Raw genomic sequence first — 25,512 nt, forward strand, 5'->3', positions numbered from 1 at the left:
CCAGTGGCAGCGAGAAAGATCAGAACAATCGGGCCAGCAGGGCGACGACCGCCGTTTCCACACGCAGGATGCGCGGGCCGAGGTGAATGCCCTCGCATCCGGCCTCGAGCATCCTTTCCACTTCGTAGGGAATGAAGCCTCCCTCCGGGCCGATGAGCAGCGTGACGGGCTCGGTGAGGCCCGTCGGGCACGCCTGGGGCATGCCGGGGTGGGCCAGTAGCCCGCGTCGTTGGGTGAGCAGCTCCGGCAGCCGCTCATCGATGAAAGGGCGAAAACCCTTGGCCAGGTTCACCTCGGGCATCACCGTATCCCGTGCCTGTTCGAGTCCCAGCACCAGGTGCTCGTGAATCTTGACGGGATCCAGCTCGGGCGACTGCCAATAGCTCTTCTCCACCCGCCGGGTATGCAGCAGCGTGACCTGTTTCACCCCCATGGCCGTTACATGCTCGAGGCTCCTGGCCAGCATCCGCGGGCGAGGCAGGGCGAGTACCAGGTGCACCGGCAACGGCGGTGGCGGAGGGGTGTCGAGCCCATCGAAGGTGAAGCGGGCCTCGTCGTCGGAGAGCAGCGTGAGCTCACCGCGACCGATGCCGCCGCCCGCCACGCCCAGGGTCAGGACATCGCCGACCCGGGCGCGATGGACCTCCTTCAGATGGCGCAGGCGCCGCGGATCGCGCAGACAGGCCAGGCGGTCGTGGTGGATCTCCTCGGGGGCAAGCAGGATCAGGTTCATCGGGTCTCGTTGGTCGCTTTGATTTGCAAGGGCGGTGGCGCGGTGCACAATAGCAGCCAAGGGCAGTTTGCCTTCCAAACAAGGAGTGCCGTCGTGCGCGTGATTCGCAAGTATGCCAACCGTAGGCTCTATGATACCCAACAGAGTCGCTATGTGACGCTCGAAGATCTGCGGCGCCTGGTTCTCGACGAAGAGCCGTTCCGGGTCGAAGACGCCAAGAGCGGCGAGGACCTGACCCGCACCATCCTGCTGTCGATCATCATCGAGCAGGAGCAGGCCGACGGCGAGGCCGAGGTCTTTTCCAACGATCTGTTGGCCCAGTTCATCCGTGTCTACGACATGGCCCAGCCGCTGCCGCTGGCACGCTACCTCGAGCAGGGCACGCAACTGATGCTCGAGCAGCAGAAGCGCATGCAGGATCAGTGGCAGCAGGCCATGCGCCACTCGCCGATGGAACTGATGCGCGAAATGGCCGAGGAGAACATGAAGTTCTGGCAGAAGGCCATCGGCCAGGCGCAACCCGGCAAGCCGCAGGGCAAGCCCGACAAGAACGACGACAAGTCATCCTGAAGGCGGCGTGCTGCGCCGCTTTCTGCCATAATGCCGCGACGTCTTCCCAGCCGAACACCAGGCCCGGTCATCTTGCCGGGCCTGCGCAGCAAGAGACAGGAAAAGCAAGCGGATGAAGGTTTTGATCATCGGCGGCGGTGGCCGCGAACACGCCTTGGCCTGGAAAGTTGGCCAGTCGTCCCGTGTCGAGCGGGTTTTCGTGGCCCCCGGCAATGCCGGCACGGCTCATGAGCCGGGCCTGACCAACGTCGCCATCGAGGCGAGTGAACTGGAGCGGCTGGTCGAGTTCGCCCGTGCCGAAGACGTTGCACTGACCATCGTCGGCCCCGAGGCGCCGCTGGTCGAGGGGGTGGTGGACCGCTTCCGCGAAGCAGGGCTGACCATCTTCGGCCCTACGCAGGGAGCCGCCCAGCTCGAGGGCTCGAAGTCCTTCACCAAGGACTTTCTTGCCCGCCACGCCATCCCCACCGCTGCGTATCGGACCTTTACCGAGGTCGAGCCGGCGCTGGCCTATCTCGCCGAGCAGGGCGCGCCGATCGTGATCAAGGCCGACGGCCTGGCGGCGGGCAAGGGCGTGATCGTTGCCATGACCCTGGCCGAGGCCGAGGCGGCGGTGCGCGACATGCTCGAGGCCAATGCCTTTGGCGATGCCGGGGCGCGGGTGGTGATCGAGGAGTTCCTCGAGGGCGAGGAGGCCAGTTTCATCGTCATGGTCGACGGCGCCACGATACTGCCGATGGCCACCAGCCAGGACCACAAGCGTGCACTGGACGGCGACGCCGGTCCCAACACGGGGGGCATGGGTGCCTACTCGCCGGCGCCGGTGGTGACCGAGAGCGTGCACGAGCGCATCATGGAGCGGGTCATCGTTCCCACGGTGCGCGGCATGGCGGCCGAAGGGCATCCCTATACCGGGTTTCTCTACGCCGGCCTGATGATCGACGCCGAGGGTAACCCCAAGGTGATCGAATACAACTGCCGTTTCGGCGATCCCGAGACCCAGCCGATCATGCTGCGCCTGCAGTCCGACCTGGCCGAGCTGTGCCTGGCGGGAGCGCGCGGTGAGCTCGCCGGACATACCTGCGAGTGGGATCCGCGAGCCGCCGTGGGCGTGGTACTGGCGGCGGGCGGCTATCCCGGCAGTTACCGCAAGGGTGACGAGATCGAAGGCCTCGAGGCTGCCGCAGCGACAGGCTGCAAGGTGTTCCATGCCGGTACCGCCGAGAATGAGCATGGGCACATCGTGACCAGCGGCGGCCGGGTATTGTGCGTCACTGCGCTGGGCCAGGGAGTTTCCCAGGCCCGCGATCTGGCTTACCGGGGCGTGGCGGAGATTCGCTGGAACGAGGTGCAGTTCCGCCGCGACATCGCCTATCGTGCCATCGCCCGCGAGCGCCAGGCTGGCTGAGTCGCAAGACATGCACCATCGATAACGCACCACCGATAACAAGAGACAGGGAGCGAGCATGGAGCGCATCAAGCTGGAATTTCCCGAGTCCGCCATCGTGCATCGGCAGCCGTTGTCAGTGCGCATCACCGACATGAACTATGGCCGGCACTTGGGGCACGACACCTTGGTGTCGCTGCTCCACGAAGCGCGCATCCAGGCATTCGGTTCGCTTGGGTTGACCGAGTGGGACATGGGGGGATTTCCCAGCGTGGTGGTCGACCTCGCCGTTCAGTATCAGTCCGAAGCGCGCTGGCCGGATGCGCTGGTGGTGGAGACGGCGATACCCGAGCCCACGGGCAAGGCGATCGTGGTCTATCACCGGGTACGACATGCCGAAGGCGGCCGGCCGGTGGCGACGGCTCGTCTCAACGTCGTCCTGGTCGATCCGTCACAGGGACGTAGCGTGGCCGTACCCGACGCCGTGCGCCAAGCCTTCGTTGGAGTGGAGAGCGCCTGATGTCGCGCGAGTACCCGATCATCGCCGTGACCGGCTCTTCCGGAGCCGGTACCACCACGGTCAAGCGCACCTTCGAGCGCATGTTCGCTCGCGAGGACGTGCATGCCGCCTTCGTCGATGGTGACGCCTTCCATCGCTATACCCGTGAGGAGCTGGCGCGCATCTTCCGCGAGGAGCCCGAGCGCAAGAACCAGCTCTCCCATTTTGCCGTCGAGGCCAACCTGCTCGACCGGCTCGAGGCGCTGTTCCTGGAGTACGGCGAGCATGGCACCGGTACCTATCGGCACTATATCCACGCCGAGGACAAGCAGATGATCGAGGCTGGTCGCCAGGTCGGTACCTTCACCGAATGGCAGCCGTTGCCCTGCGGCACCGACCTGCTGTTCTACGAGGGACTGCATGGCGGCCTGGTCACCGCGGAGCATGACATCGCCCGTCACGTGGACCTGCTGGTGGGCGTGGCGCCGACCATGAATCTCGAGTGGATCCAGAAGATCGACCGTGACATCAAGCTGCGCGGCTATTCCCAGGAGGCGGTGATCGACACCATCCTGGGACGCATGAACGACTACGTGCGTTATATCCAGCCGCAGTTCTCGCGCACCCATATCAACTTCCAGCGCGTACCCACGGTGGACACCTCCAACCCCTTCGAGGTGCAGGACATTCCCAACGACGCCGAGTCGTTCGTGGTGATCCGCTTCCGCGACCCCTCGACGGTGGACTTCCCGTGGCTGCTGGCGATGATCCAGGATTCGTTCATGAGCCGCCCGCATACCCTGGTGGTGCCCGGTGCGCGCATGTCGCTGGCCATCGAACTGATCCTGGCCCCTCTGGTGCGACACCTGCTGGCCCAGCGGCGCTTTCGTTGAGGCGTTGCGCCAACACTCTCGCTCCCGATAACGAGACAAGAGCGGGACAAGAACGCGACAGGAGCTCGAGCGATGCAAGACTGCCTCTTCTGCAAGATCGCCCAGCGCGAGATTCCCGCCGACATCGTCTACGAGGACGATCAGGTGCTGGCGTTCAACGACATCAATCCCCAGGCTCCCACTCATATCCTGATCATCCCCAAGTCGCACATCGCCACGCTCAACGACATCGAGGAGCGCGATCAGGCGTTGGTCGGTCGCCTGCCCTATGTCGCGGCACGGCTGGCCGAGGAGCGCGGCTTTGCCGCCGACGGCTACCGCGTAGTGATGAACTGCAATGACCAAGGCGGCCAGACGGTCTATCATATTCATATGCACCTGATGGGCGGTCGCCGCTTTACTTGGCCGGCTGGCTAGCTGGCGCTATGCGGAGCAGTCCGCGCGCGTCGAGGCGTGCGACGCATCAGGTGCACCTAATTTCATGGCGCCACCCCTATGGGTGGCGTTGCCGCGCTTGTCGGTGCCTTTCTGGCGGGCGCGATGCGAAGGCAGCGTACAGGAACCGAGTGAGATGAACCGCCATTACTCCCACGCCGATAACCTGATCCATCAGTTCGATACCGTGCTGCGCACCCTGGTGCCCCATGCGGCGCGCGCATCGCGTCCTTCACCGGCAACCGCGGAGGTGCAGGATGACGACATGAGCGCCGAAGAGCGCCGGCACGCCGCAGGGTTGATGCGCGTCAACCACACCGGAGAGGTGTGCGCCCAGGCGCTCTATCAGGGCCAAGGCTTTACCGCCAAGCTGCCCGAGGTACGCAGTCAGATGGAACACTCCGCCCAGGAGGAGATCGACCATCTGGCTTGGTGCGACGAGCGGTTGCAGGAGCTCGACAGTCACACCAGCTTGCTCAATCCGCTGTTTTACGCGGCTTCCTTCGGTCTGGGCGCGGTGGCGGGAGCGATTGGCGACCGGATCAGCCTGGGCTTCGTTGCCGCCACCGAGGAGCAGGTTGGCAGGCATTTGGATGAGCACATGGTCAAGCTGCCCGCGGGCGACCATCGCTCCCGCGCCGTGCTGCGTCAGATGGCCATCGACGAGGCGCATCATGCCCAATTGGCCTTGGAGGCAGGCGGCGCGCGCTTCCCGGCACCGGTCAAGTTCGGCATGTCGCTGATGTCGAAGGTCATGACCAAGAGCGTCTATCGGATCTGAGTGGCGGGACATGTCCGAGGAGATCCATCTGCGTTTCGTCGAGGTCGCTCGCGAGCTGAGCCCCAGTCTTGCCGATGCCTTCGAGCGAGGAGGGCCGGTAACGCTCCAGGCCGACGACAGCCAACCGCTGGCCGAGCGCCTGTGTCGGTCGATCGCGGGGCAGCAGCTGTCGGTGAAGGCGGCACGCTCAATCTGGACGCGGGTCGTCGATGCGGCCGGCGAGACGCCGCTGATGGAGTTTTTCGTCGAGCCGAACCAGGAGGTGCTGCGTGGCTGCGGCCTGTCGGGAGCCAAGTTGCGGGCGCTGTGCCTGATTGCCGAAGAGGCCCGGGCCGGGCGGCTCGAAGCCGCCGAACTGCGACGGTTGGATCATGCCCAGCGCTCGCAGCGGCTGACCGCGCTATGGGGCGTGGGTCAGTGGACCGCCGACATGATCTCCATCTTCTACTTCGGCGAGCCGGATGTCTGGCCGGAAGGCGACGTGGCGGCACGCAAGACTCTTGAGCGTCTCACCAGCCCTCGGCGCAAGACGCTGCGTACCGCAACGCGCTTCGCCCCTCATCGCTCTTATCTGGCGCTCTACCTGTGGCGGCATGTCGATGCGCCGCCCGTCTAGGGCAGGTCAGTCGTCGACGATGCTGTAGGAGTGGGTGACTTCGACGCCGCCCTTGGCCAGCATGATCGAGGCGCTGCAGTACTTCTCCGCGGAGAGTTCCACTGCGCGCTTGACCTGATTCTCCTTGAGATTGTGCCCGCTGACAGTGAAGTGCACGTGGATCTTGGTGAAGACGGCGGGCACCGTGTCGGCACGCTCGGCCTCGATGCTGGCCACGCAATCGGTCACGCCAGCGCGAGCTTTCTCGAGGATCTCCAACACGTCGAAAGAGGTGCAGGCGCCCATGCCCATCAACAGCATCTCCATGGGTCGCGGGCCGGTATTGCGGCCGCCGTGGTCGGGCGGGCCGTCGATCACCACGCTGTGGCCACTGCCCGATTCGGCGACGAACTGGCGACCATCAGTCCACTTGATGCTGGCTTTCACGAGCTGAACTCCTTCCTATTGGTTAGATGCGCTGATCCACGACGGCCACTTCCCGCTCTCTACAACCCCAGGCGACGAACTGGCGGCCATCGGTCCATTTGACGCTGGCTTTCATGAGCAAGGCTTCCTTATCGAGACGTTCGAGAGGGGCCAGCATACCATTACCGTGGCCACAGCTCAGCCCCGTTGCCGAGCCAGTTCCCGGTCCAGCTCTGCCAGCCGCTCGGGTGTGCCGACGTCGACCCAGCCTCCGCGGTAATGCGTCCCGCCGACACGTCCGGCGGTCATCGCTTCGCGCAACAGCGGGGCCAGGGGAAACTCCCCGGACGGCTGGTCGGCGACCAGGGCCGGGTCGATCAGGCTGAGTCCGGCGAAGGTCAGGCGGGGCATGCCCGTCGCCTGTACCCGGCCCGTGGCGGCGAGATGAAAATCCCCCTCGGGGTGGTGAGTGGGGTTATCGACCAGCACCAGGTGGGCCAGGTCGCCACCCAGCGGCGGCAGGGTGCGAGGATCGAGTTCGCACCAGACATCGCCGTTGACCAGCAGGAAAGGAGCTTCGCCCAGTAGCGACAGCGCCTGGCGGATGCCTCCGCCGGTCTCCAGCGGGCTCGCCTCACGGCTCCAGGCGATGTCGACGCCGTGGGCATTGCCGTCACCCAGTGCCTCGATGATCTGTTCGGCGCGGTAGCTGACGTTGATCACCACCTCGCGAATACCGGACGCTGCCAGCCGCTCCAGGTGGTGCACGATCAGCGGCTTGCCCGCCACCGGCAGCAGCGGCTTGGGACAGTGGTCGGTCAGCGGCCGCATGCGCTTGCCGAGGCCGGCGGCTAGGATCATGGCCTTCATGTCGTCTCCGGATCGGCGCGGTCTGCCAGGCGTTGCTCCAAGGCGGGGCGAAAGGTGTCGGTGAGCCAGTCGCTGAAGGCGGCATGCTCCGGCAGTGCCACGAGGCTTGCTTCGAGATGGGCGAGGAAATGCGGCAGGCGTTCGAGATAGCCCCTGCGGCCGTCGCGCAGGGTCAGGCGGCAGAAGATGCCGAGTACCTTGAGTGAGCGCTGTGCGGCCATGGCCTGGACCTGACGATGAAACGTCGCGCTGTCGGTCGCGCTGGCGAGGCGGCCGTCGGCGATTGCCCGCTGGCGAAAGGCCTCGACCCAACCGGCGAAGCGCTCGGCGGAAAAACGGCAGTAGCGTCCGCGCAGCAGCGAGATCAGGTCGTAGCTGATGGGGCCGGCCACGGCATCCTGGAAGTCGATCAGGAACAGGCGCTCGTCGTACACCATCAGGTTCATGGCGTCGTAATCCCGGTGCACCGCAACCACCGGCTGGGCCAGGGCGGATTCGATCAGGGCCTCGCGCAACCCGGTCCAGCCGGGCGGCAGGGCGGTTTCGCCCAGCCACTGCGACAGGCACCAGTCGGGAAACAAGTCGAGTTCGCGGCCAAGCAGGGTGGCATCGTAGGCCGGCAGGGTGTCGGGAGCGGCGCGGTTCTGCAATTCGTGGATCAGATCCATGGCGCGCTCGTGCCAGGCCAAGGTGTCGGCGTGCGCGTCACCGGCGAAGCGCTCCTGAAGCGGGGTATCGCCCAGGTCGTCGAGCTCGAGAAATCCCGCCTCCAGGTCCACCGCATGCAGGGCCGGTAACGGCAGCCCGCCGGCTCGCCAGCGACGAGCGATCTCGACGAATGGACGGCTGTCTTCCTGGGTGGGAGGAGCATCCATCAACATGCGTGAGCTGCCGTCGGGCAGGCGCAGGCGAAAGTAGCGGCGAAAGCTGGCATCGCCTGCGGCCAGGCGCAGGTCGAGCGTTGCGGCCGGCAGGTGGTGCCGGTTCGCCACCCACTGGCGCAGGGCTTCGAATCGCGTCGCGGTATCGACCGAGGTCATGCTGGCTCCTTGTTGTGCCGGACGGTGCCGGTTGACGCCTGTGGGGCACCGCCGCATGCTGAGCGGTCAGTCGCATACGACAGGCTGGGTGCGGTCTGTATAATACCGATTCTCTTCGCCAAGGACATCGAGGGACCATGGGCAAGCGACACGCAGGAACGGCATTGGCCGGGCTGATCACGTCAGGTCTGGCGCTTGGCACGCCGCAGGCGATGGCGCTCGATCCATTGCCGGCCTGGCAGCTCGATTGGCATCCCTGGAGCGACGACCGGCCCGCCGAGGCACTGTGCCGCGGCACCTACATCATGCCGGCCTATCGGTTGCCCGCCACCGATGAGCCCGGTCAGGTTCGTTCCGAGTCCGATAGCGCCTATTACGGCGATGAGGGCGAGACCATTCTCGGTGGCGAAGTGATCCTGCGGCGTGGCGACACCCAGCTCGAGTCGCCGCGGGTGAATGTGCCCGCCGCGCGTGATCGAGCCCACGCCGAGGGGCCACTGGCTCTGCGCGACCTCAACCTGCTGGTACGCGGCGAGGCCGGCGAGGTCTCACTGAACAGCGATGCCGCCAGCATCGACTCGGCTCACTTCGTGGTCCATGACCAGCATCTGCGCGGCGATGCGATGCAGCTCGAACGGCTGGAGGATGGGCGCTTCCGGCTCACCTCGGCGAGCTTCACCACCTGCGACCCGGGCAGCAACCTGTGGCAGCTGGTCACCGGCGACCTGGTACTGGATCGCGAGAGCGGTTTCGGCACCGCGCGCCACGCCCGTCTCGAGATGGGCAATGTCCCGGTGTTCTACTGGCCCTGGGTACGCTTCCCCATCGACGATCGTCGTCACACCGGCTTCCTGTGGCCGGAGTTGGGATTCTCGGGTGGCGCCCTGGACTATGCCCAGCCGTTCTACTGGAACATCGCGCCCAATCACGATGCCACCATCGTGCCGCGCTGGATCCAGGATCGCGGCCTGTTGCTTGGCGGCGAGTACCGCTACCTTTATCCCAGCGATGCCGGCCAGATCGAAGGGGCCTACATATCCAGCGACGGCGGGGGCTCCAACGAGAATCCCAACGATCCCTCGCGGCGCTACGAGGGCGAGGACCGCTGGTACGTCGATTACCGCCATACTGGGCGTTTCGATACGCGGACAAGCTATAACCTGCGCTACGGTGCCGCCAGCGACGGTCGCTATTTCGACGATTTCGGCAGCCCCTTCGGCGACGATCCCAACAACATGCAGCGCCTGGCCCGGATCAACTATCGCGGCGACCTGTGGAACCTCGATGCACGCGCCCAGGGTTTCCAGCGACTGGACGACCCCCTGCAAGATCGCAAGAAGCCCTTCTACCGCCTGCCCAGCCTGACGGCTACGGCGCGCTGGTCGCAGCCGGGCGGGTGGTATCAGCAGTGGCGTTCCAATGCGACCTATTTCTGGCGCGACGTCGATCGCAATCGAGTGCCCCTGCGCGAAGCGGCCGTCGGTACCCGACTGCACCTTTCTCCCGCCACCGGCTGGCGTTTCGACGAAACCTGGGGCATCTGGAGCCCCGCGTGGAGTGGCTATACACCGCCTACGATCTCGATTACGGTGAGCGCGTCACCGAGCGCGACACCTCCCTGCAGCGTGCGGTACCGGTGAGTTCCATCGATGGCGGCCTGGTATTCGAGCGCGAGCTGGAGCTCGGCGGGCGTGAATATCGCCAGACGCTCGAGCCACGGTTCAACTACGCCTACGTGCCGACGCGGGACCAGAGCGAGTTCCCCGACTTCGACAGCGACGAGCGCGCTTTCTCCTGGAACCAGCTGTGGTCGCCCTATCGTTTCTCGGGCTCCGACCGCATTGGCGATCTCAACCGCCTCTCGCTGGGTGTCAGCAGCCGTTTCCTCGAGGATGCCAGCGGCCGTGAGCGCTTCACGCTGGGCGTGGGGCAGGCGCTCTATTTCGACGACCGCAACATCGACATGGCCGGCGATCCCGATACGCTGCCTCCGCCCCGGGCCGACGGTGGCGAACGGCTCTACCAGGCCACCCGCGATCGTTCGCCGCTGGTCACGCGGCTCGACTGGCATATCGACGAACGCTGGAGCACACGCTACGAATGGCTCTACGACGACCATCGCAGCCGCACCGAGCGGAGCAGTGTAGGCGTGGCCTATCGCGATCCGCGTGGGCACGTATTGAACCTTGCCTATCGCTGGCAACTCGAAGGGTTCGACCCTTCGGGGGAAGACGAGGACCGCCTGGGGTATGATCGCGAGGAGTACGAACTCTCCTTCGCCTACAAGATGAACCCAAGGATAGACCTCATCGGACGCTTCCTGTACGACCACACCAACCGTCGCAGCCTGGAACAGCTGGCCGGTGTGCAGTGGAACGACTGCTGTTATGGTCTGCAGGTGGTGTGGCGCGAGTGGGTCAACGACAATGACACCGCCAATACCATTGCGGACGATTTCAACGAGCGCGGCTTGTTCCTGCGCTTCGTCTTCAAGGGGCTGGGTGGCGTCGGCGGCGATGCCGGCGATTACTTCGAGCGGGCCATACCAGGCTACCGGGCTACTGCCTTCTGAGCAGTGGCTCGAGGGGCTCTACGAGTGAGACAGATGAGAGGAAAGAGAAACATGCGGATTTTGCCAATTGCCACCCTGGGCTTGGCCCTGTGCCTTGGTGCCGTACCGCTGACGGCCGTGGCCCAGGACTTCCAGCCGGTGCAGCGGCAGTCCCTGGACCGTATCGTGGCCGTGGTGAACCAGCAGGCCATCATGCAGAGCCAGCTCGAGGAACGCATGGAACAGGCGCGCAGCCAGCTTGCCGCCCAAGGGCAAGGATTGCCTCCCGAAGGGATGCTGCGCGAGCACATGCTGGAGCAGATCATCCTCGAAGAGATCCAGTTGCAGATGGCGGCGGATGCCGGCCTCAGCATCGACGATACCTCGCTCAATCGGCAGATTCGCGAAATTGCCGAGAGGAATCGCATGACCCTCGACCAGTTTGCCGATGCGCTGGAGGCCGATGGCCTGAGCATGGCCGCCGTGCGCGAGGAGATTCGCCGCGAGATGCTGCTGCGTGAGCTGCAACAGCGCCAGGTTGGCGGTCGCGTCAATGTCAGCAATCGCGAAGTGGAGCGTTTCATCGAGCAGCAGGGTGGTAACGTGAGCCTGGATCAGGCGCGCCAGATGGTTTTCCAGCGCAAGGCTAACGAGGCGCTCGACGCCTGGCTGCAGGAGATTCGAGCCGAGGCCTTCGTCGACAACCGGCTCGCCAACGGGCGTTGAACGTTGTGGCTGATGCCGCTCCCGTATTGGTCGTGACCACTGGCGAACCTGCCGGTATCGGTCCGGAGCTGACCCTGCAACTGGTACTGGCCGAGTGCCTCCCGGGCGGGTCGTGGCGGTGGGCGACCCGTATCTGCTCGAAGAGCGAGCCGAACGGCTTGGACTCGATGTCTCGTTGGTCGTGCTCGAGCCTGGTGAGCCGGTGCCGGGGGCGCGCTCCGGTGTACTGCCGGTATGGCCGGTGGCGCTGCGCGCACCGAGCCGGCCGGGTGAACTCGCCGTGGCCAACGCCGCCTACGTACTCGAGACGCTCGATGTGGCGATCGAGGCATGTCGCACGCGGCAGGCCGACGCCATGATCACCGCGCCGCTGCATAAGGGTGTGATCCTCGATGCCGGCCATGCCGGCTTCCGCGGCCATACCGAATACCTGCGCGATGCCTGCGGCGTCGACGAGGTGGTGATGATGCTGGCCACCGACAGTGCCTTGCATGCCGGGCAGCCCGGCTGGCAGGGCAGCACTGCGCTGCGCGTGGCCCTGGCCACTACGCATCTGCCGCTGCGGGAAGTGGCCGATGCCATTACTCCGCTGAGCCTGGAACGTATCCTGCGCATCATGCAGGCGGATCTAAGGCGCTGGTTCGGCGTGGCGACACCGCGCATCGCCGTGTGCGGCCTCAATCCACACGCAGGGGAGGGCGGCCACCTGGGGCGCGAGGAGATCGAGGTGATCGAGCCCTGTCTCGAGCGGCTGCGTGGCGAAGGCTTTCTGCTTGACGGGCCGTTGCCAGCCGATACCCTGTTCACCCCGCGCCATCTCCGCGAGGTCGATGCCGTACTGGCGATGTATCATGACCAAGGGTTGCCAGTGCTCAAGTACGCCGGCTTCGGCCGGGCGGCCAACATCACTCTGGGGCTGCCGTTCGTACGCACCTCAGTGGATCACGGTACGGCACTGGACCTGGCCGGCCGTGGCCTGGCCGACCCCGGCAGCCTGCGAGTCGCCGTGGCACTGGCCGCCGAGATGGCAGGCCGCGCCTCGGTCGCTTCCTGACGAACGAACAGACAAGGATTCTTTGCAATGGCATCGCGCCCGCCGGTCCATCGCGCTCGCAAGCGCTTCGGCCAGAATTTCCTGCGTGACCCCGGCATCATCTCGCGGATCGTACGCGCGATCGCACCGCGCCCCGGCGACCGGCTGGTGGAGATCGGCCCCGGCCAGGGGGCTCTGACCGAACCGCTGATCGAGGCGGCCGAGGGTCATCTCGAAGTGATCGAGCTCGACCGGGACCTGATCCCGGGACTGCGCGTGCAGTTCTTCAACTACCCCGGCTTCGTCGTGCACGAGGGCGATGCGCTGAAGTTCGATTTCCGCGCGCTGCGTGGCGAAGGCGAGCCGCTTCGGGTGGTGGGCAACCTGCCCTACAACATCTCGACGCCGCTGATCGGCCATCTGCTCGAGGCAGGCGAGGCCATTGTCGACATGCACTTCATGCTGCAGAAGGAAGTGGTCGATCGTTTGGCCGCAGAGCCGGGTGGCCCCGATTGGGGGCGGCTGTCGGTGATGGCGCAGTACCGCTGCCGTGTCGATGACCTGTTCACGGTGCCCCCGAGGCGTTCGTGCCCCGTCCCAAGGTCGATTCGGCCATCGTGCGGCTGACGCCCTACCGCGAGCTGCCGTGGCCGGCCAAGGACGAGGCGCTGCTGTTCCAGGTCGTGCGTCAGGCCTTCTCGCAGCGGCGCAAGACCCTGCGCAACAACCTCAAGGGGTTGATCGATGGCGATGCGCTGATGGCGCTCGGCATCGATCCCGCACGGCGTCCTCAGACTCTTGGCGTGGAGGAGTTCGTGCGTATTGCCAATCATCTCGCCGTAATGGAGGCGACGCCATGACCGAGGCTTCGAACATGCCGCTCGAAGAGGAGGTGCTCGTCGACGTGGAGCCTGCCTTTTGCGATGACGAATCCTCCCGCGAAGAGTCACGCTACGTGTTCAGCTACACCGTGACGATCCATAACCACTCGAGTCGCAGCATACAGCTGCTGGCTCGCCACTGGCGTATCACCCAAGGCAGCGGCAAGGTACAGGAGGTGCGTGGCAAGGGCGTGGTGGGCCAGCAGCCCCTGATCGGCCCGGGGCAGACCTTCCGCTACACCAGCCGCGCCATCCTCGATGGCCCGGTGGGCGTGATGGAAGGTGCCTATACCTGCATCGATGCCGCCACCCAGCGGCCCTTCGAAGTGGCCATTGCTCCCTTCCGCCTGGCCGGCCCCAACCAGGTACACTGATGGCAGCCGGGGGGGCTCATCACCGAACTCTGCCATGTCCATTCGCCAAAGCTATTCGCCAAAGCTATTCGCAAAAGCCACAAGGGAAGGTGCCATGACCGCCTACGCCATCGGAGACCTGCAGGGCTGCCATGCGGAATTCGTCGAGCTGCTGGAACGGATCGACTTCGATCCCGGCCGCGACCGTCTATGGCTGGCTGGCGATCTGGTCAACCGCGGCCCCGAGTCGCTCGCCTGCCTGCGCGAGGTGCAGGGGTTGGGCGATGCCGCGCTGACCGTGCTTGGCAATCATGACCTGCACCTGTTGGCGGTGGCACGGGGCGGGGCACGGCTCAATCGCAAGGATACGCTGGCCGACATCCTCGAGGCCCCCGATCGCGAGGCGCTGCTCGACTGGTTGCAATCGCGCCCGTTGCTGGTGCGCCAGACTTTTGCAGGCCAGGGAGAGACAGTGATGGCCCATGCGGGGCTGCTGCCGCAATGGTCGGCGGAAGAAGCGCTCGGCTTGGCGCGTGAGGTCGAGATGCGGCTCACCAGCGAAAGCAGTGGGGCGTTTCTCGAGCAAATGTACGGCAACGAGCCCTCATGCTGGCAGGCCTCGCTCGATGGTATCGATCGCCTGCGTGCCATCGTCAACGTGCTGACACGCATGCGCTTCATCGATGCCGATGGCTGCCTGGACTTCAGCGCCAAGGAGGGACTCGACAGCGCTCCTGCCGGCTTCGCGCCCTGGTTCCGTTATCCCCGCGGCGACGAGCTGCGCCTGGTATTCGGCCATTGGGCGGCGTTGGAAGGGTGTGTCGAAGGCGCCCGGGTACGCGCCGAGGCGTTGGATACCGGCTGCGTATGGGGCGGCAGCCTCACCGCACTGAACCTCACCACCGGCGAGCGCATCGGCGTACCCAGCCGACAGCGCCGCTGAACGATACGGTACGGGAGACCTCGATGGAGAACCCTGCATTTCGTCATCTGTCGATCGACACCCTGACGACCTGGCTTGACGCCGATCACCCGCTTACGGTGGTCGACATTCGTGACCCGGCCAGCTTCGCTGCCGGTCATATACCCGGCAGCGGCCACCTCGACAACGACAGCGTCGCCGCGCTGCTCGAGGCGACCCCGCGCGAGCGTCCCTTGGTGGTGGTCTGCTATCACGGCCATTCCAGCCAGCAGGCTGCGGCCTGGCTGGCGGGTCAAGGCTTCAACGAGGTCTACAGCCTCGATGGAGGCTTCACCGAATGGGAGCACCGTCTGCCCGGTCGGGTGGAGCGTGGCGGCCCATGAAGGCCGCGCGGGACCGTTCGATCGAGGGGCTCGAGGTCTACCGCGTGGGCGGGGCGGTGCGTGATGCCCGGCTGGGCTGGCCCACGGCCGATACCGATTGGGTGGTAGTGGGAGCGACGCCAGCCGAGATGCAACGGCGTGGCTTTCGGCCCGTGGGCCGCGATTTTCCTGTCTTTCTGCACCCGCTCACCCATGAGGAGTACGCCCTGGCGCGCACCGAACGCAAGTCCGGCCACGGCTATACCGGCTTCGAAGTGCATGCCAGTCCCGAGGTGACGCTGGAAGAGGATCTGGCCCGTCGCGACCTGACGATCAACGCCATGGCCGAGACGCCGGAGGGCGAACTGGTGGATCCGTACGGAGGGCTGGCCGACTTGCACGCCAAGGTGTTGCGGCACGTCTCGTCGGCCTTCATCGAGGATCCGCTGCGGGTGCTGCGCACCGCTCGCTTCCTGGCACGCTATGCCCGGCTCGGTTTCGCCATTGCCGATGAAACCCTCGACTTGATGCGTCAGCTTGCCGAGAGCGGCGAGCTGGCGCACTTGGTGGCCGAGCGGATCTGGACCGAGACCGAGAAAGCGCTCGGCGAAGCCGAGCCGGCGGTCTACTTTCGTACTCTGCATGAGTGCGGTGCGCTGTCGGTGCTGATGCCGGAACTCGCCGATGAGACCGCGGAGCTCGAGCGGGCACTAGAGCGGCTGACGAACCTACCCGATGACCTATCCGAGGAATCGTTGCTCCGCTGGCGCTGGGCGCGGCTGGTGGAACATCTCACCGATGCCCGGTTTGAAGCGCTGGCCGAGCGCCTGCGTTTGCCGCGCGCATACCGCGATGCGGGGCGTCAGGCTGCGCTTACCCGGCGGCTACGCCAGCAGGCCACGCTCGATGCGAGCGCGGTAAAGACCTGGCTGGATGGCATCGATGCCTGGCGGCGCAGCGAGCGGGTCGAGCCCCTCCTCGCGCTGATGACGGTGGATGACCCGACCCTGGCCCGGCGGATCGAGCGGGCTTGGCGGGCGGTCTCGCGGCTCGAGGCCAGAGAACTCGTGGCGGAAGGCTTTCGCGGTGGCAGGCTCGGCGAGGAACTGGCCCGGCGCCGGCGATGCCTCCTCGAGGAAGCGTTGGCGCGCTAGTGAACGGCTGGACTCAGCGTGGCCGGTTGCCGTTCCACTCGAAGGCGATCGGCCACAGGCGCTGGCGTTTGCATTCGAACGCCGACCACAGTTCGCCGTAGGTGCGCCCGTCGACGGGATGCGGTGTGTCCGGCAGCAGCTCCGAGAGTGGCAGCAGGACGAAGGCGTGATGGAGAATCTCGTCGCGCGGCAGCCTGACTCCGTCGTGTTCGCCGATGAGGTCGCCCACCGTCAACAGATCGATGTCCAACGTCCTGGGGCTGAACTTGGGCGTGTCCTTGCGTCGGCCATGCTCACGTTCGATGCGCTTGCACCACGCTTGTAGCTCGCCCACCGTCCAGTCGCTGTCGAATACCGCTACCAGGTTATAGAAGTTGCGGCCGTCCTCGAAGCCCACCGGCTCGCTCTCGTAGATGCGGGAGACTCTCAGCCCATCGAACGTGGCGGCCAGGGCTTCCAGGCACGCCCGTACGTGATGCTCACGCTCGATGTTGCTGCCGATGCTGACGCTGACCAGGGGCATTAGGTTCCCTCCGGCCGGGTACCGCGTTCGATACGCACGCCCACTGCGGCGGCGGCGGGTACCGCGGCGGGCTTGCGTAGCGTCAGGCGTAGCCAGGGAACGGCAAACTCCTCCATCAGGAGTTGGGCGAGCCGCTCGGCAAAGGTTTCCACCAGGGCGAAGTCGTGCTCGTCGGCGAAACGTGCGATGCGCTGGCTGATGGCGGCATAATCGAGGGTCTTTGCCAGGTCGTCGTCGGCTGCCGCCGGGCGGATATCGGTTCCCAGTTCCAGGTCGAGCGTCAGCCGCTGCTGAATGGTGCGCTCCCAGTCGTAAACGCCAATCACCGTCTCGAGCTCGAGCGATTCGATGAGTATGCGGTCCATGCCGGCGGCCCCCACGGAAAAAAGGAGGCCCGATTGTACGTGAGCGTTGGGGCAAAAGCACAGGCCTGCGGCGCTATCCCTGGGAAAGCTGGACTGGCAGAATTCGTTGATAACTCCGGAGAGGCATGTTGGGGGTGCAATTGGGCGAAGGACTCTTGGCGCTGTTGGGCTTGATGCTGCTGGGGTATCTCAGCGGCTCCTGGCTGGGTGCGCTGTGGGTCTGCCGGTTGGCGGGTGTCGGCGATCCGCGCCAGCAAGGTTCCGGCAATCCCGGTTTCTCCAACGTGCTGCGGGTGCACGGCCGCCGGCTGGCCGCGGCAACCCTGCTGCTCGATGCGGCCAAGGGCATGCCGGCGCTGTGGCTCGCCATGATGCTGGGCATGCCACCATGGGCCCAAGGGATGGTGGGGCTGGCTGTGCTGCTGGGGCATAGCTTCCCACCCTGGCATCGCTTTCGCGGTGGCAAGGCGGTCGCCAGCGCCTTCGGGGTGCTGCTGGTGCTGACGCCGGGGGTGGCCCTGTGCTGTGCCGCGCTGTGGGCGCTATTGGCCTGGCGGGTGCGCACGGCCGCCGTGGCGTCGCTGGCCAGTGCCGGTGTGGCCCCACTGGCCAGCCTGTGGCTGGCGCCGGACTACGTCCTGGTGATTGTGGCCTTCACTGCACTGGTGCTGGTACGGCACCTGCTCAACATCCGGCGCCTGGGCAGCGGCGACGAGCATGCTTTATAGCAGCGATCGATTTATGGCAGCGATCGATCAGGCGGGGGGCTCCAGGGTTTCCATCGGCCAGCGCGGCACGGCTTTCATCTGGCCGATCGCATCGCGCTCGCCGGCCAGCAGGCGCCGGGCGCCGGCCAGAGCGATCATCGCGCCGTTATCGGTGCAGAACCTTCCGCGTGGGTAGTAGACCTGAGCGCTGCGTTTTTCAGCCTCGTGGGCGAGGCGTTCGCGCAGTCGCGCATTGGCGCTCACGCCGCCGGCCATGACCAGGCGTTTCAGGCCGGTGTCGTCGAGTGCCCGTCGGCACTTGATCACCAGGGTGTCCACCACTGCCTCCTCGAAGGCACGTGCCACGTCGGCTCGTGCCTGTTCGTCGAGCTGACCGTCCCTCTCGAGCTGCTTGAGGGTGGTAAGGGTATGCGTCTTGAGCCCGGAGAAGCTGAAGTCGAGTCCTGGGCGGTCGGTCATGGGGCGGGGGAAGCGAAAGCGCTTCGGGTCGCCCGTTTCGGCCAGCCGGGCGACCTGAGGGCCGCCGGGATAGGCCAGGCCGAGCATCTTGGCAGTCTTGTCGAAGGCCTCGCCGGCGGCGTCGTCCACCGATTCGCCCAGCAGGCGGTAACGGCCCTGGCCCCGAACCTCGACCAACTGAGTGTGGCCGCCGGAGACCAGCAGGGCGACGAAGGGGAAGTCGGGCGGGGAATCCTCGAGCATGGGAGCCATGAGATGGCCTTCCATGTGATGCACGCCGAGCACCGGGATGGCCAGGGCGCGTGCCATTCCGTGGGCGGTGCTGGCGCCCACCATCAGCGCGCCGACCAGCCCCGGTCCGGCGGTATAGGCGATGGCGTCCAGCTCGCTGCGCGCCATGCCGGCTTCGTCGAGCACCTGCTGGATCAGCGGCAGCAGGCGCCGCGTATGATCGCGGGAGGCGAGTTCCGGCACCACGCCGCCAAACTCGGCATGCATGGCAACCTGGCTGTAGAGCGCATCGGCCAGCAGGCCGCGGTCGGTGTCGTAGATCGCGACGCCGGTTTCGTCGCAGGAGGTCTCGATGCCAAGGACTCGCATGGTGCAGACTCGTGATGAGTGAGAGCCGCATTCTAACAAATCGTGACGCTGCCAGCCCCATCCCGGTACGGGCGATTTGCAATGCTTGGCATCGCCGTCTAAACTATCGTGCGCTGTACAATTGGGTCGTGCACCCGAGCCCCCTCGCCACTCCGTGGTAGCGGGTCAAGTTCGAGGTGTACGTACGAACCGAACTCAAGATTTCTAAGGTAGGTGAGTGCTTAATGCCTTCTGTCAAAGTACGTGATAACGAGCCGTTTGACGTCGCGCTGCGCCGTTTCAAGCGTTCCTGTGAAAAAGCCGGCATCCTTTCCGAAGTGCGTCGTCGCGAGCACTACGAGAAGCCGACTGCAGAGCGCAAGCGCAAGGCGGCGGCTGCGGTGAAGCGTCACGCGAAGAAGCTTCAGCGTGAGCGCAAGCGCTTCGAACGGCTCTATTGATCCGTACTAAGGGAGCATCGATGCCCTGGGTGTCGAGGTTCTTGGAAGGATGACCAAGCGGCTGCCGTCAGGTGGCCGCTTGTCTTTCGCGACCATTCCATTCCTTCATCTGCCCCGCCGGGAGGTGGCAAGACCCGCATGGCCGGCCAGATCCCTCAGCGCTTCATCGACGACCTGCTGGCACGTGTCGACGTGGTCGAAGTGGTGGGCGAACGCGTGCAGTTGAAGAAGGCCGGGCGCAACTATTCGGGACTGTGCCCCTTTCATCAGGAAAAGACGCCGTCCTTTACCGTCAGCGCCGACAAGCAGTTTTATCACTGCTTTGGCTGTGGCGCTCACGGTAATGCCCTGCGCTTCCTGATGGAGTACGACAAGCTGCGCTTTCCCGAGGCCGTGGAGCAGTTGGCTTCGCGGCTGGGGCTCGAAGTGCCGCGCGAAGGCGCCGACGATCCGCGTGCCCAGGCCCGCGAGCGCAAGCGCCAGGAAGGGGTCAACCTGCTGGAGCTGTCAGCCAGCTTCTTCCGCGAGCGGCTGAAGATGCCGGAGGGTCAGCCGGCACGGGATTACCTGGTCCGACGCGGCCTCTCGGAAGAGGTGCAGCGGGACTTCGGGATCGGTTATGCCCCGGATGACTGGGAGGCGCTCAAGCGTCACCTGAGTGCCAGGGGCATTGCCGAAGCGGTGCAGGTCGAATACGGCCTGCTGGTGCAGCGCGAGGAGAGCGGGCGGACCTACGATCGTTTCCGCGACCGGGTGATGTTTCCGATTCGCGACGTGCGCGGACGGACCATTGCCTTTGGCGGCCGTGTGCTGGGAGATGCCAAGCCCAAGTATCTGAACTCGCCCGAGACGCCGGTCTTTCACAAGGGGCGTGAACTCTACGGGTTGTTCGAGGCCAGGCAGGCCAATCCGCGGCTGGAGCGGGTGGTCATCGTCGAGGGCTACATGGATGTGGTGGCGCTGGCACAGTTCGGCATCCGCAACGCCGTGGCCACCCTGGGCACCTCGACCAGCGAGGAGCACCTGGCACGACTGTTTCGCATGGTCAACGAAGTGGTGTTCTGCTTCGACGGCGACAAGGCCGGGCGCCAGGCGGCCAGCCGCGCGCTGGAGACGGTATTGCCGCAGATGATCGATGGTCGCGAGGCGCGTTTCCTGTTCCTTCCCGAAGGGGAGGACCCGGATACGCTGGTGCGTCGCGAAGGGCCTGAAGCCTTCGAGGACCGCGTTACCTGTGCCAGCCCACTGTCCGAGTTCCTGTTCGATCAGGCATCACGCGGGCGCGACCTGTCGCGGGTGGAGGAGCGCGAGCGCTTTGCCAGCCAGGTGCTCAAGGCGGCACAGCGGCTGCCCCAGGGCATGTTGCAGACGGTGCTGCTGGCGGAACTCGCGCGCCGTACCGGGTCGATCAGTCTCGCTTCGAGGCGCTCATGGCGCAGGAGCAGGAGGCGGCTGTGGCGCCAGCCGGACCGGAGATTGCGCCCGTGGCAGGACCCGTTGAACAGGGCGCGACGAGCGATGCGCCTCCAGCGGGGGGCGGCTCGCTGAGTCTGGTGGCGCGTGTGCTGCAGCTCCTGGTGCATGAGCCGGCGTTGGTCGAGCGGCTGCCCGTCGAGAACGACTGGTGTCCCGAGAGGGACGGGGATGGCGTGCTGTGCCGCGAGCTGATTCGGTTGCTGAGGGCCGGTCGCTACCGCAGCCCCCAGGTGGTGCTGGCCCACTTCCAGGGCAGCGCCCAGGGTGAGCGGCTGGCGGCGCTGGCTCGGCGCGAGCTGTTGATCCCCCGAGCTGCCAGGGCCGAGGAACTCGATGGTCTGGTCGAGTACTTTCGTCGGCACCAGATGCGGCCATCCCGCCAGGAACGGATTGATGCCCTGCTGGCGAAGCAGGGTTCGGGGGAGCGACTTTCGCCCGAGGAGCGACAGCAGCTCATGACGCTATTGGCCGAGCTGGGAAATTGAGAGTGGGAAGTTAAGAGGCAATGGCACAGATGGCGGTGGGGTTGAATTCTTTTCTGCCATCACCATATAGGGCGCATGGACTGGGCCCTGCGGCAGCACAACCAGACAAACTAGCACACCTGAGCGATAGAGCAAATGGGGCTGTACTGGCGGGCTTGCAATGTTTCCCGCTATACTATTGGGCTTCATGAGTTTTCTCCACCCCAGCGCTTCAGGTGCTTCATTCTTCTTCGTCGAGATAGGGTTTCTATGGCTGGAAATGCGCAGCAGCAGTCACGTCTGAAGGAGTTGATCGCGCGTGGCAAGGAACAGGGTTACCTGACCTATGCCGAGGTCAACGACCACCTCCCGGAGGATATTGCCGACCCCGATCAGGTGGAAGACATCATCGGCATGATCAATGACATGGGCATCAGCGTCGTCGAGGAAGCTCCCGATGAAGATACCCTGATGATGTCCGATCACTCCGCCGATGAATCCGCCGCTGAAGAAGCCGTGGCTGCTCTGGCTGCGGTGGAGAGCGACGTAGGGCGCACCACCGACCCGGTGCGCATGTACATGCGCGAAATGGGTACCGTGGAGCTGCTGACCCGCGAGGGGGAAATCGAGATCGCCAAGCGCATCGAGGAGGGGACGCGCGAGGTGATGTCGGCCCTGGCCTGGCTGCCCGGCGCGGTGGACTCGATTCTCGAAGCGTATGACGCTACCCAGGACGAAGAGGCCCCTGGACGTCTTTCCGATCTCTTCTCGGGTTTCATCGATCCTGACGAAGGCATTCCCGGAGTGGCCGAGGCCGAAGAGCCCGAGCCCGAGATCGGCGCCGACAATGTCGCCGACGACGACAGTTCCGACGAAGACGACGAAGACGACGACGATACCGAGACCGAGGACGATAGCTCCGGCGGTCCCGACCCCGAAGAGGCCAGGGCGCGCTTCGAACAGATCCGTGCCCAGAACGAGCTGGTGCGCGACATCCTGGCCAAGCATGGGCGCGACAGTGCCGAAGCCCGGACCGAGATGGAGCGTCTGGCCGAACTGTTCTCGCCGATCAAGCTGGTACCCAAGCACTTCGAGCGCCTGGTCGGTCAGGTGCGTATCAGCGTCGAGCAGATCCGCGCTCAGGAAAAGGCGGTGATGCAGCTCTTCGTCAAGAAAGCCAAGGTGCCGCGCAAGAGCTTCATCAAGGCGTTTCCGGGCAACGAGTCGCGTCAGGAATGGGTCGAAGAGTTCATCTCCGAGAATGCCAAGTTCGCCGAGCGCCTGGAGCCGCTGCGTGCCGATATCCAGCGCGCCCAGCGCCGTATCGCCTTCGAGGAGGAGATGGTCCAGCTGCCGGTGGCGGAGCTCAAGGAGATCAATCGCCGGCTCTCCATTGGCGAGGCCAAGGCGCGCCGTGCCAAGAAGGAGATGGTCGAGGCCAACCTGCGTCTGGTCATTTCGATCGCCAAGAAGTACACCAACCGCGGGCTGCAATTCCTGGATCTGATCCAGGAGGGCAACATCGGCCTGATGAAGGCGGTGGACAAGTTCGAGTACCGTCGCGGCTACAAGTTCTCGACCTATGCCACCTGGTGGATTCGTCAGGCGATCACCCGCTCGATCGCCGACCAGGCGCGGACCATCCGTATCCCGGTACACATGATCGAGACGATCAACAAGCTCAACCGCGTGTCGCGTCAAATGCTGCAGGAGATGGGCCGCGAGCCGACGCCGGAGGAGCTTGGTGAGCGTCTCGAGATGCCCGAGGACAAGGTGCGCAAGGTGCTCAAGATCGCCAAGGAGCCGATCTCCATGGAGACGCCCATCGGCGACGATGACGACTCCCATCTGGGCGATTTCATCGAGGACAGCACCATGCAGCTGCCGGTCGACCTGGCTACCGGGGAAGGCCTGATCGAGGCAACGCGCAACGTGTTGGGCGGGCTTACCGCGCGTGAGGCTAAGGTGCTGCGCATGCGCTTCGGCATCGACATGAATACCGATCACACCCTCGAGGAGGTCGGCAAGCAGTTCGACGTCACCCGCGAGCGGATCCGTCAGATCGAAGCCAAGGCCCTGCGCAAGCTGCGCCATCCGAGCCGCTCCGAGCCGCTGCGCTCGTTCCTCGACGACTGAGCGAGCAGCAACCCCCGAAGAAAAGCCGCGGCCCTGTAGCCGCGGTTTTTTTTCGGCTGCACCGCGGGCGGTGCGGCGTATGGGCCTTGCGTCAGAGCACGTAGTGAGTGGCCGAGCCCGGACCCACCGGCAAACCGAACCATGCCTTCGTCTGCAAATCGACTTTCGGGGCAGGGGTAGGCCGGCAAGCAGACCGGTCAAGCAGAGGGTCGGCCGGCAGGCTGTGAAGAGACGATAGTTGCAGAGGAAAGGTCGTGCTGGCTGGGTTCAGCGTTGGGCTGCGCGCCAGCGCCTGGCCAGGATTGCCAGCTCGACGATGGCTATCAGGATCAAGGCATAGCCGAGCAGCTCGACCATCTCCTCGGCGGCATTCTTGAAGCTACGCAGGTAGCTCTCCTGCATGATGGCCTGCCACAGGCTCTGGCGGCCGAACAATCGCGAGAACACATAGGTGACCAGCACACCGCTGGCGAACAGGCCAAAGGAGAAGGTGTTGGCATAATGGCGGAACTCTTCGGCGAACTGATGCCGCCAGCGAACGACCAGGGCCACGCTGGGTAGCGCGACCAAGGCGACCAGGACCTTCCAGGTATGACGAGCCACATTCGTGTCGAGCCAGTAGTCCTGCTCACGGATCAAGGAGCTGACCACGAAGGCGAACATGAGCAAGGTGACCATCGGCAGTGCCCGCTGGACTTGGCGTACGTAGAGCAGCAGGCCGGCACTCGTCGCCAAGGTGGCGCTCTGGGCCAGCTCGACGATGCCATATTCGGTGAAGCGACCCTGGTGAAGGTAATGGGCCTCGAAGTAGGCAAGCTGAGCGAGACCGGCGATCAACAGGATATAGAGGCCGGCGCGCAGACAGGCAATGCCGAAGCCGATTGGCCAGGGATGCTGGGGAGGGGGCGACATGGATGGAAGCGCTCATCATGACATACAGAGGTGTATGTTCATTTTAATGACACCTGGCCATGGCGGCTAGTGCCACGGGTCCCGAGTATTGGCTCTGCTAGGTCTGGGTATTGGCTCCGCGCTCGGCTTCCTCCACGATCCAGTCGTGCACTGCGGCCACCCGGCGATCGTCCAGCGCGCCGCTGGTGTGGACGATGCCGTAGCGTTTGCCGGTGGGGATGCGCGCGGCGAAAGGAGCGATCAAGGTACCTGTCTTGAGTTCATTGGTGAGCAGCGCTTGGCGAGCGATGGAGACGCCCAGGCCGGCGATGGCTGCCTCCAGCGCCAGCCGGTGGCGGTTGAAGGTATAGCCGCGTCGCACGTTGAGCGGAGGGGCTTCGATGGCATGCAGGTAGTGCTCCCACTCGGCGTAGGGATGCCCGCCGCGCCAGGCGGTGACGTCATGCAGCAGCGGATACCAGGCCAGCTCCTCGGGCGTGACAGCGCTGGCCGGCGTCGCATCAGCGCCGGAGCGCAGACGGGAAAGATCACCTCCTCCATCAGAGGGGTGATGGCAAATCCCGGGTAGTGGCCATCGTTCAGGTCGATGGCCAGATCGAATTCCCCCTCCCGCAATGACAGGCTGCTGTCCTCGGCCACCACGTGGAGCTCGATATCGGGGAAGCGGGCCTGTAGGCGCGGCAGGCGCGGCATCAGCCACATGCTGAGGAACGCCGGCACACTGCGCAGGCGAATCACGCCGCTCATCACGCCGCTGCGTAGGCGCTTCACCTCCAGACCGACCGCCTGATAGGCCTCGTCGACCACGGCGGCCAGCCGCTTGCCCTCATCAGTGAGCTCCAGGCGGCGGGGTAGGCGGCGGAAGAGCCTGAAGCCGAGCCGTTCCTCGAGCTGTTTGATCTGCTGGCTCACCGCGCCGGTGGTGACGTGCAGCTCCTCCGCCGCGCGGGTGAAGGAGAGGTGGCGGGCGCTGACGGCAAAGACTTTCAGCCAGGCATGGGTCTGGGCATGCAGCAATCGGTTCATGGTTTAGTTTTGCTATAGCTCAAAGCAGTTATTCTCGTTTGCTCATCGTTCCATTCGCCACCAACATAAGATCATCAATGCCCTAAGGCAAACATGTTTTAGCCAAGCTGATCCATAAGCCAGGCATTCCATAAACCAAGCATGGCATGAAGTGATTGAGCGGCGAGCGACG

24 protein-coding genes and 5 pseudogenes are annotated in these 25,512 nt (G+C 65.1%); 19 read left to right on the forward strand and 10 right to left on the reverse strand.

What is annotated here, in order from left to right; all coding sequences use genetic code 11:
- Positions 1–19: 19 nt before the first annotated feature.
- A complete protein-coding gene (locus EKK97_RS05635) occupies positions 20–733 on the reverse strand; it encodes a 16S rRNA (uracil(1498)-N(3))-methyltransferase (protein WP_159550091.1) in 714 nt (237 codons plus the stop codon).
- 93 nt (positions 734–826) lie between these two features.
- Between EKK97_RS05635 and phaR the strand changes: the two genes are divergently transcribed.
- The 7 genes from phaR to EKK97_RS05670 all read left to right on the forward strand — a co-directional run bounded on the left by phaR (position 827) and on the right by EKK97_RS05670 (position 5,914).
- Complete coding sequence (gene phaR / locus EKK97_RS05640; RefSeq protein WP_159550094.1) at positions 827–1,303, forward strand: polyhydroxyalkanoate synthesis repressor PhaR; 477 nt, start codon at positions 827–829, stop codon at positions 1,301–1,303.
- 112 nt (positions 1,304–1,415) lie between these two features.
- Entirely contained in the window at positions 1,416–2,711 is a 1,296-nt protein-coding gene (purD, locus tag EKK97_RS05645; protein WP_159550097.1) for a phosphoribosylamine--glycine ligase, read from the forward strand.
- 58 nt (positions 2,712–2,769) lie between these two features.
- Positions 2,770–3,210 (forward strand): acyl-CoA thioesterase, encoded by a 441-nt coding sequence (locus tag EKK97_RS05650; protein WP_159550101.1) that lies wholly within the window; start codon positions 2,770–2,772, stop codon positions 3,208–3,210.
- Complete coding sequence (locus EKK97_RS05655; protein ID WP_159550104.1) at positions 3,210–4,082, forward strand: phosphoribulokinase; 873 nt, start codon at positions 3,210–3,212, stop codon at positions 4,080–4,082. Before EKK97_RS05650 ends, EKK97_RS05655 begins: the two co-directional genes overlap by 1 nt.
- Before the next feature lie 72 nt (positions 4,083–4,154).
- Positions 4,155–4,499, forward strand: coding sequence for a histidine triad nucleotide-binding protein (locus EKK97_RS05660; protein ID WP_159550107.1), 345 nt, complete (start codon positions 4,155–4,157; stop codon positions 4,497–4,499).
- Positions 4,500–4,653: 154 nt separating this feature from the next.
- Positions 4,654–5,298, forward strand: a complete 645-nt coding sequence (gene coq7 / locus EKK97_RS05665; protein ID WP_159550110.1) for a 2-polyprenyl-3-methyl-6-methoxy-1,4-benzoquinone monooxygenase — start codon at positions 4,654–4,656, stop codon at positions 5,296–5,298.
- A gap of 10 nt (positions 5,299–5,308) precedes the next feature.
- Entirely contained in the window at positions 5,309–5,914 is a 606-nt protein-coding gene (locus EKK97_RS05670) for a DNA-3-methyladenine glycosylase family protein (RefSeq protein ID WP_159550113.1), read from the forward strand.
- 6 nt (positions 5,915–5,920) lie between these two features.
- Here EKK97_RS05670 and EKK97_RS05675 read toward each other — a convergent pair whose 3' ends face one another.
- The 3 genes from EKK97_RS05675 to EKK97_RS05685 form a co-directional block, all read right to left on the reverse strand.
- Positions 5,921–6,340, reverse strand: coding sequence for an OsmC family protein (locus tag EKK97_RS05675; protein ID WP_159550116.1), 420 nt, complete (start codon positions 6,338–6,340; stop codon positions 5,921–5,923).
- A 177-nt stretch (positions 6,341–6,517) separates the two neighbouring features.
- The gene (gene murU / locus EKK97_RS05680) at positions 6,518–7,189 is read right to left on the reverse strand and encodes an N-acetylmuramate alpha-1-phosphate uridylyltransferase MurU (RefSeq protein WP_159550119.1); all 672 of its coding nucleotides are present in this window, start codon (positions 7,187–7,189) and stop codon (positions 6,518–6,520) included.
- On the reverse strand, positions 7,186–8,229 hold the full coding sequence (locus EKK97_RS05685; protein ID WP_159550122.1) for an aminoglycoside phosphotransferase family protein: 1,044 nt from the start codon (positions 8,227–8,229) through the stop codon (positions 7,186–7,188). Before EKK97_RS05685 ends, murU begins: the two co-directional genes overlap by 4 nt.
- 779 nt (positions 8,230–9,008) lie before the next feature.
- On the opposite strand from EKK97_RS05685, the pseudogene EKK97_RS05690 reads away from it, so the two are divergent.
- From EKK97_RS05690 to EKK97_RS05725, 8 genes and pseudogenes are all read left to right on the forward strand, one after another.
- A pseudogene (locus EKK97_RS05690) lies at positions 9,009–10,801 on the forward strand (LPS-assembly protein LptD).
- A gap of 51 nt (positions 10,802–10,852) precedes the next feature.
- Complete coding sequence (locus EKK97_RS05695) at positions 10,853–11,506, forward strand: SurA N-terminal domain-containing protein (protein ID WP_159550124.1); 654 nt, start codon at positions 10,853–10,855, stop codon at positions 11,504–11,506.
- 5 nt (positions 11,507–11,511) lie between these two features.
- Positions 11,512–12,560 (forward strand): annotated as a pseudogene (gene pdxA, locus EKK97_RS05700) (4-hydroxythreonine-4-phosphate dehydrogenase PdxA).
- A 27-nt stretch (positions 12,561–12,587) separates the two neighbouring features.
- Positions 12,588–13,399: pseudogene (gene rsmA / locus EKK97_RS05705) on the forward strand (16S rRNA (adenine(1518)-N(6)/adenine(1519)-N(6))-dimethyltransferase RsmA).
- Positions 13,396–13,794, forward strand: coding sequence for a Co2+/Mg2+ efflux protein ApaG (apaG, locus tag EKK97_RS05710; protein WP_159550126.1), 399 nt, complete (start codon positions 13,396–13,398; stop codon positions 13,792–13,794). The pseudogene rsmA and the gene apaG overlap by 4 nt, the downstream one beginning before the upstream one ends.
- 94 nt (positions 13,795–13,888) lie before the next feature.
- Positions 13,889–14,716, forward strand: a complete 828-nt coding sequence (locus EKK97_RS05715) for a symmetrical bis(5'-nucleosyl)-tetraphosphatase (protein WP_159550128.1) — start codon at positions 13,889–13,891, stop codon at positions 14,714–14,716.
- A 23-nt stretch (positions 14,717–14,739) separates the two neighbouring features.
- Entirely contained in the window at positions 14,740–15,078 is a 339-nt protein-coding gene (gene glpE / locus EKK97_RS05720; RefSeq protein WP_159550130.1) for a thiosulfate sulfurtransferase GlpE, read from the forward strand.
- Entirely contained in the window at positions 15,075–16,211 is a 1,137-nt protein-coding gene (locus EKK97_RS05725; protein WP_159550132.1) for a tRNA nucleotidyltransferase/poly(A) polymerase-related protein, read from the forward strand. The genes glpE and EKK97_RS05725 overlap by 4 nt, the downstream gene beginning before the upstream one ends.
- A 13-nt stretch (positions 16,212–16,224) precedes the next feature.
- On the opposite strand, the gene folK is transcribed toward EKK97_RS05725, so the two are convergent.
- Together folK and folB are read right to left on the reverse strand one after the other, a co-directional pair.
- Complete coding sequence (gene folK / locus EKK97_RS05730) at positions 16,225–16,734, reverse strand: 2-amino-4-hydroxy-6-hydroxymethyldihydropteridine diphosphokinase (protein WP_159550134.1); 510 nt, start codon at positions 16,732–16,734, stop codon at positions 16,225–16,227.
- On the reverse strand, positions 16,734–17,099 hold the full coding sequence (gene folB, locus EKK97_RS05735) for a dihydroneopterin aldolase (RefSeq protein ID WP_159550136.1): 366 nt from the start codon (positions 17,097–17,099) through the stop codon (positions 16,734–16,736). The genes folK and folB overlap by 1 nt, the downstream gene beginning before the upstream one ends.
- Before the next feature lie 125 nt (positions 17,100–17,224).
- Between folB and plsY the strand changes: the two genes are divergently transcribed.
- A complete protein-coding gene (gene plsY / locus EKK97_RS05740) occupies positions 17,225–17,827 on the forward strand; it encodes a glycerol-3-phosphate 1-O-acyltransferase PlsY (protein WP_234286642.1) in 603 nt (200 codons plus the stop codon).
- Positions 17,828–17,854: 27 nt separating this feature from the next.
- On the opposite strand, the gene tsaD is transcribed toward plsY, so the two are convergent.
- Complete coding sequence (tsaD, locus tag EKK97_RS05745; protein WP_159550138.1) at positions 17,855–18,886, reverse strand: tRNA (adenosine(37)-N6)-threonylcarbamoyltransferase complex transferase subunit TsaD; 1,032 nt, start codon at positions 18,884–18,886, stop codon at positions 17,855–17,857.
- 224 nt (positions 18,887–19,110) lie between these two features.
- On the opposite strand from tsaD, the gene rpsU reads away from it, so the two are divergent.
- The 3 genes and pseudogenes from rpsU to rpoD all read left to right on the forward strand — a co-directional run bounded on the left by rpsU (position 19,111) and on the right by rpoD (position 23,402).
- Positions 19,111–19,326, forward strand: a complete 216-nt coding sequence (gene rpsU / locus EKK97_RS05750) for a 30S ribosomal protein S21 (protein WP_010629611.1) — start codon at positions 19,111–19,113, stop codon at positions 19,324–19,326.
- 138 nt (positions 19,327–19,464) lie between these two features.
- A pseudogene (gene dnaG, locus EKK97_RS05755) lies at positions 19,465–21,287 on the forward strand (DNA primase).
- 249 nt (positions 21,288–21,536) lie between these two features.
- Positions 21,537–23,402, forward strand: a complete 1,866-nt coding sequence (gene rpoD / locus EKK97_RS05760) for an RNA polymerase sigma factor RpoD (protein ID WP_159550141.1) — start codon at positions 21,537–21,539, stop codon at positions 23,400–23,402.
- 267 nt (positions 23,403–23,669) lie between these two features.
- Here rpoD and EKK97_RS05765 read toward each other — a convergent pair whose 3' ends face one another.
- The 3 genes and pseudogenes from EKK97_RS05765 to EKK97_RS24310 form a co-directional block, all read right to left on the reverse strand.
- Positions 23,670–24,314 (reverse strand): hypothetical protein, encoded by a 645-nt coding sequence (locus tag EKK97_RS05765; protein WP_159550144.1) that lies wholly within the window; start codon positions 24,312–24,314, stop codon positions 23,670–23,672.
- 97 nt (positions 24,315–24,411) lie between these two features.
- A complete protein-coding gene (locus EKK97_RS24305; RefSeq protein ID WP_236551440.1) occupies positions 24,412–24,930 on the reverse strand; it encodes a LysR substrate-binding domain-containing protein in 519 nt (172 codons plus the stop codon).
- Positions 24,861–25,340 (reverse strand): annotated as a pseudogene (locus EKK97_RS24310) (LysR family transcriptional regulator); the annotation flags it as partial. The gene EKK97_RS24305 and the pseudogene EKK97_RS24310, both read right to left, overlap by 70 nt.
- Positions 25,341–25,512 lie beyond the last annotated feature (172 nt).

Source organism: Billgrantia tianxiuensis, from assembly GCF_009834345.1.
GTDB lineage: Bacteria > Pseudomonadota > Gammaproteobacteria > Pseudomonadales > Halomonadaceae > Halomonas > Halomonas tianxiuensis.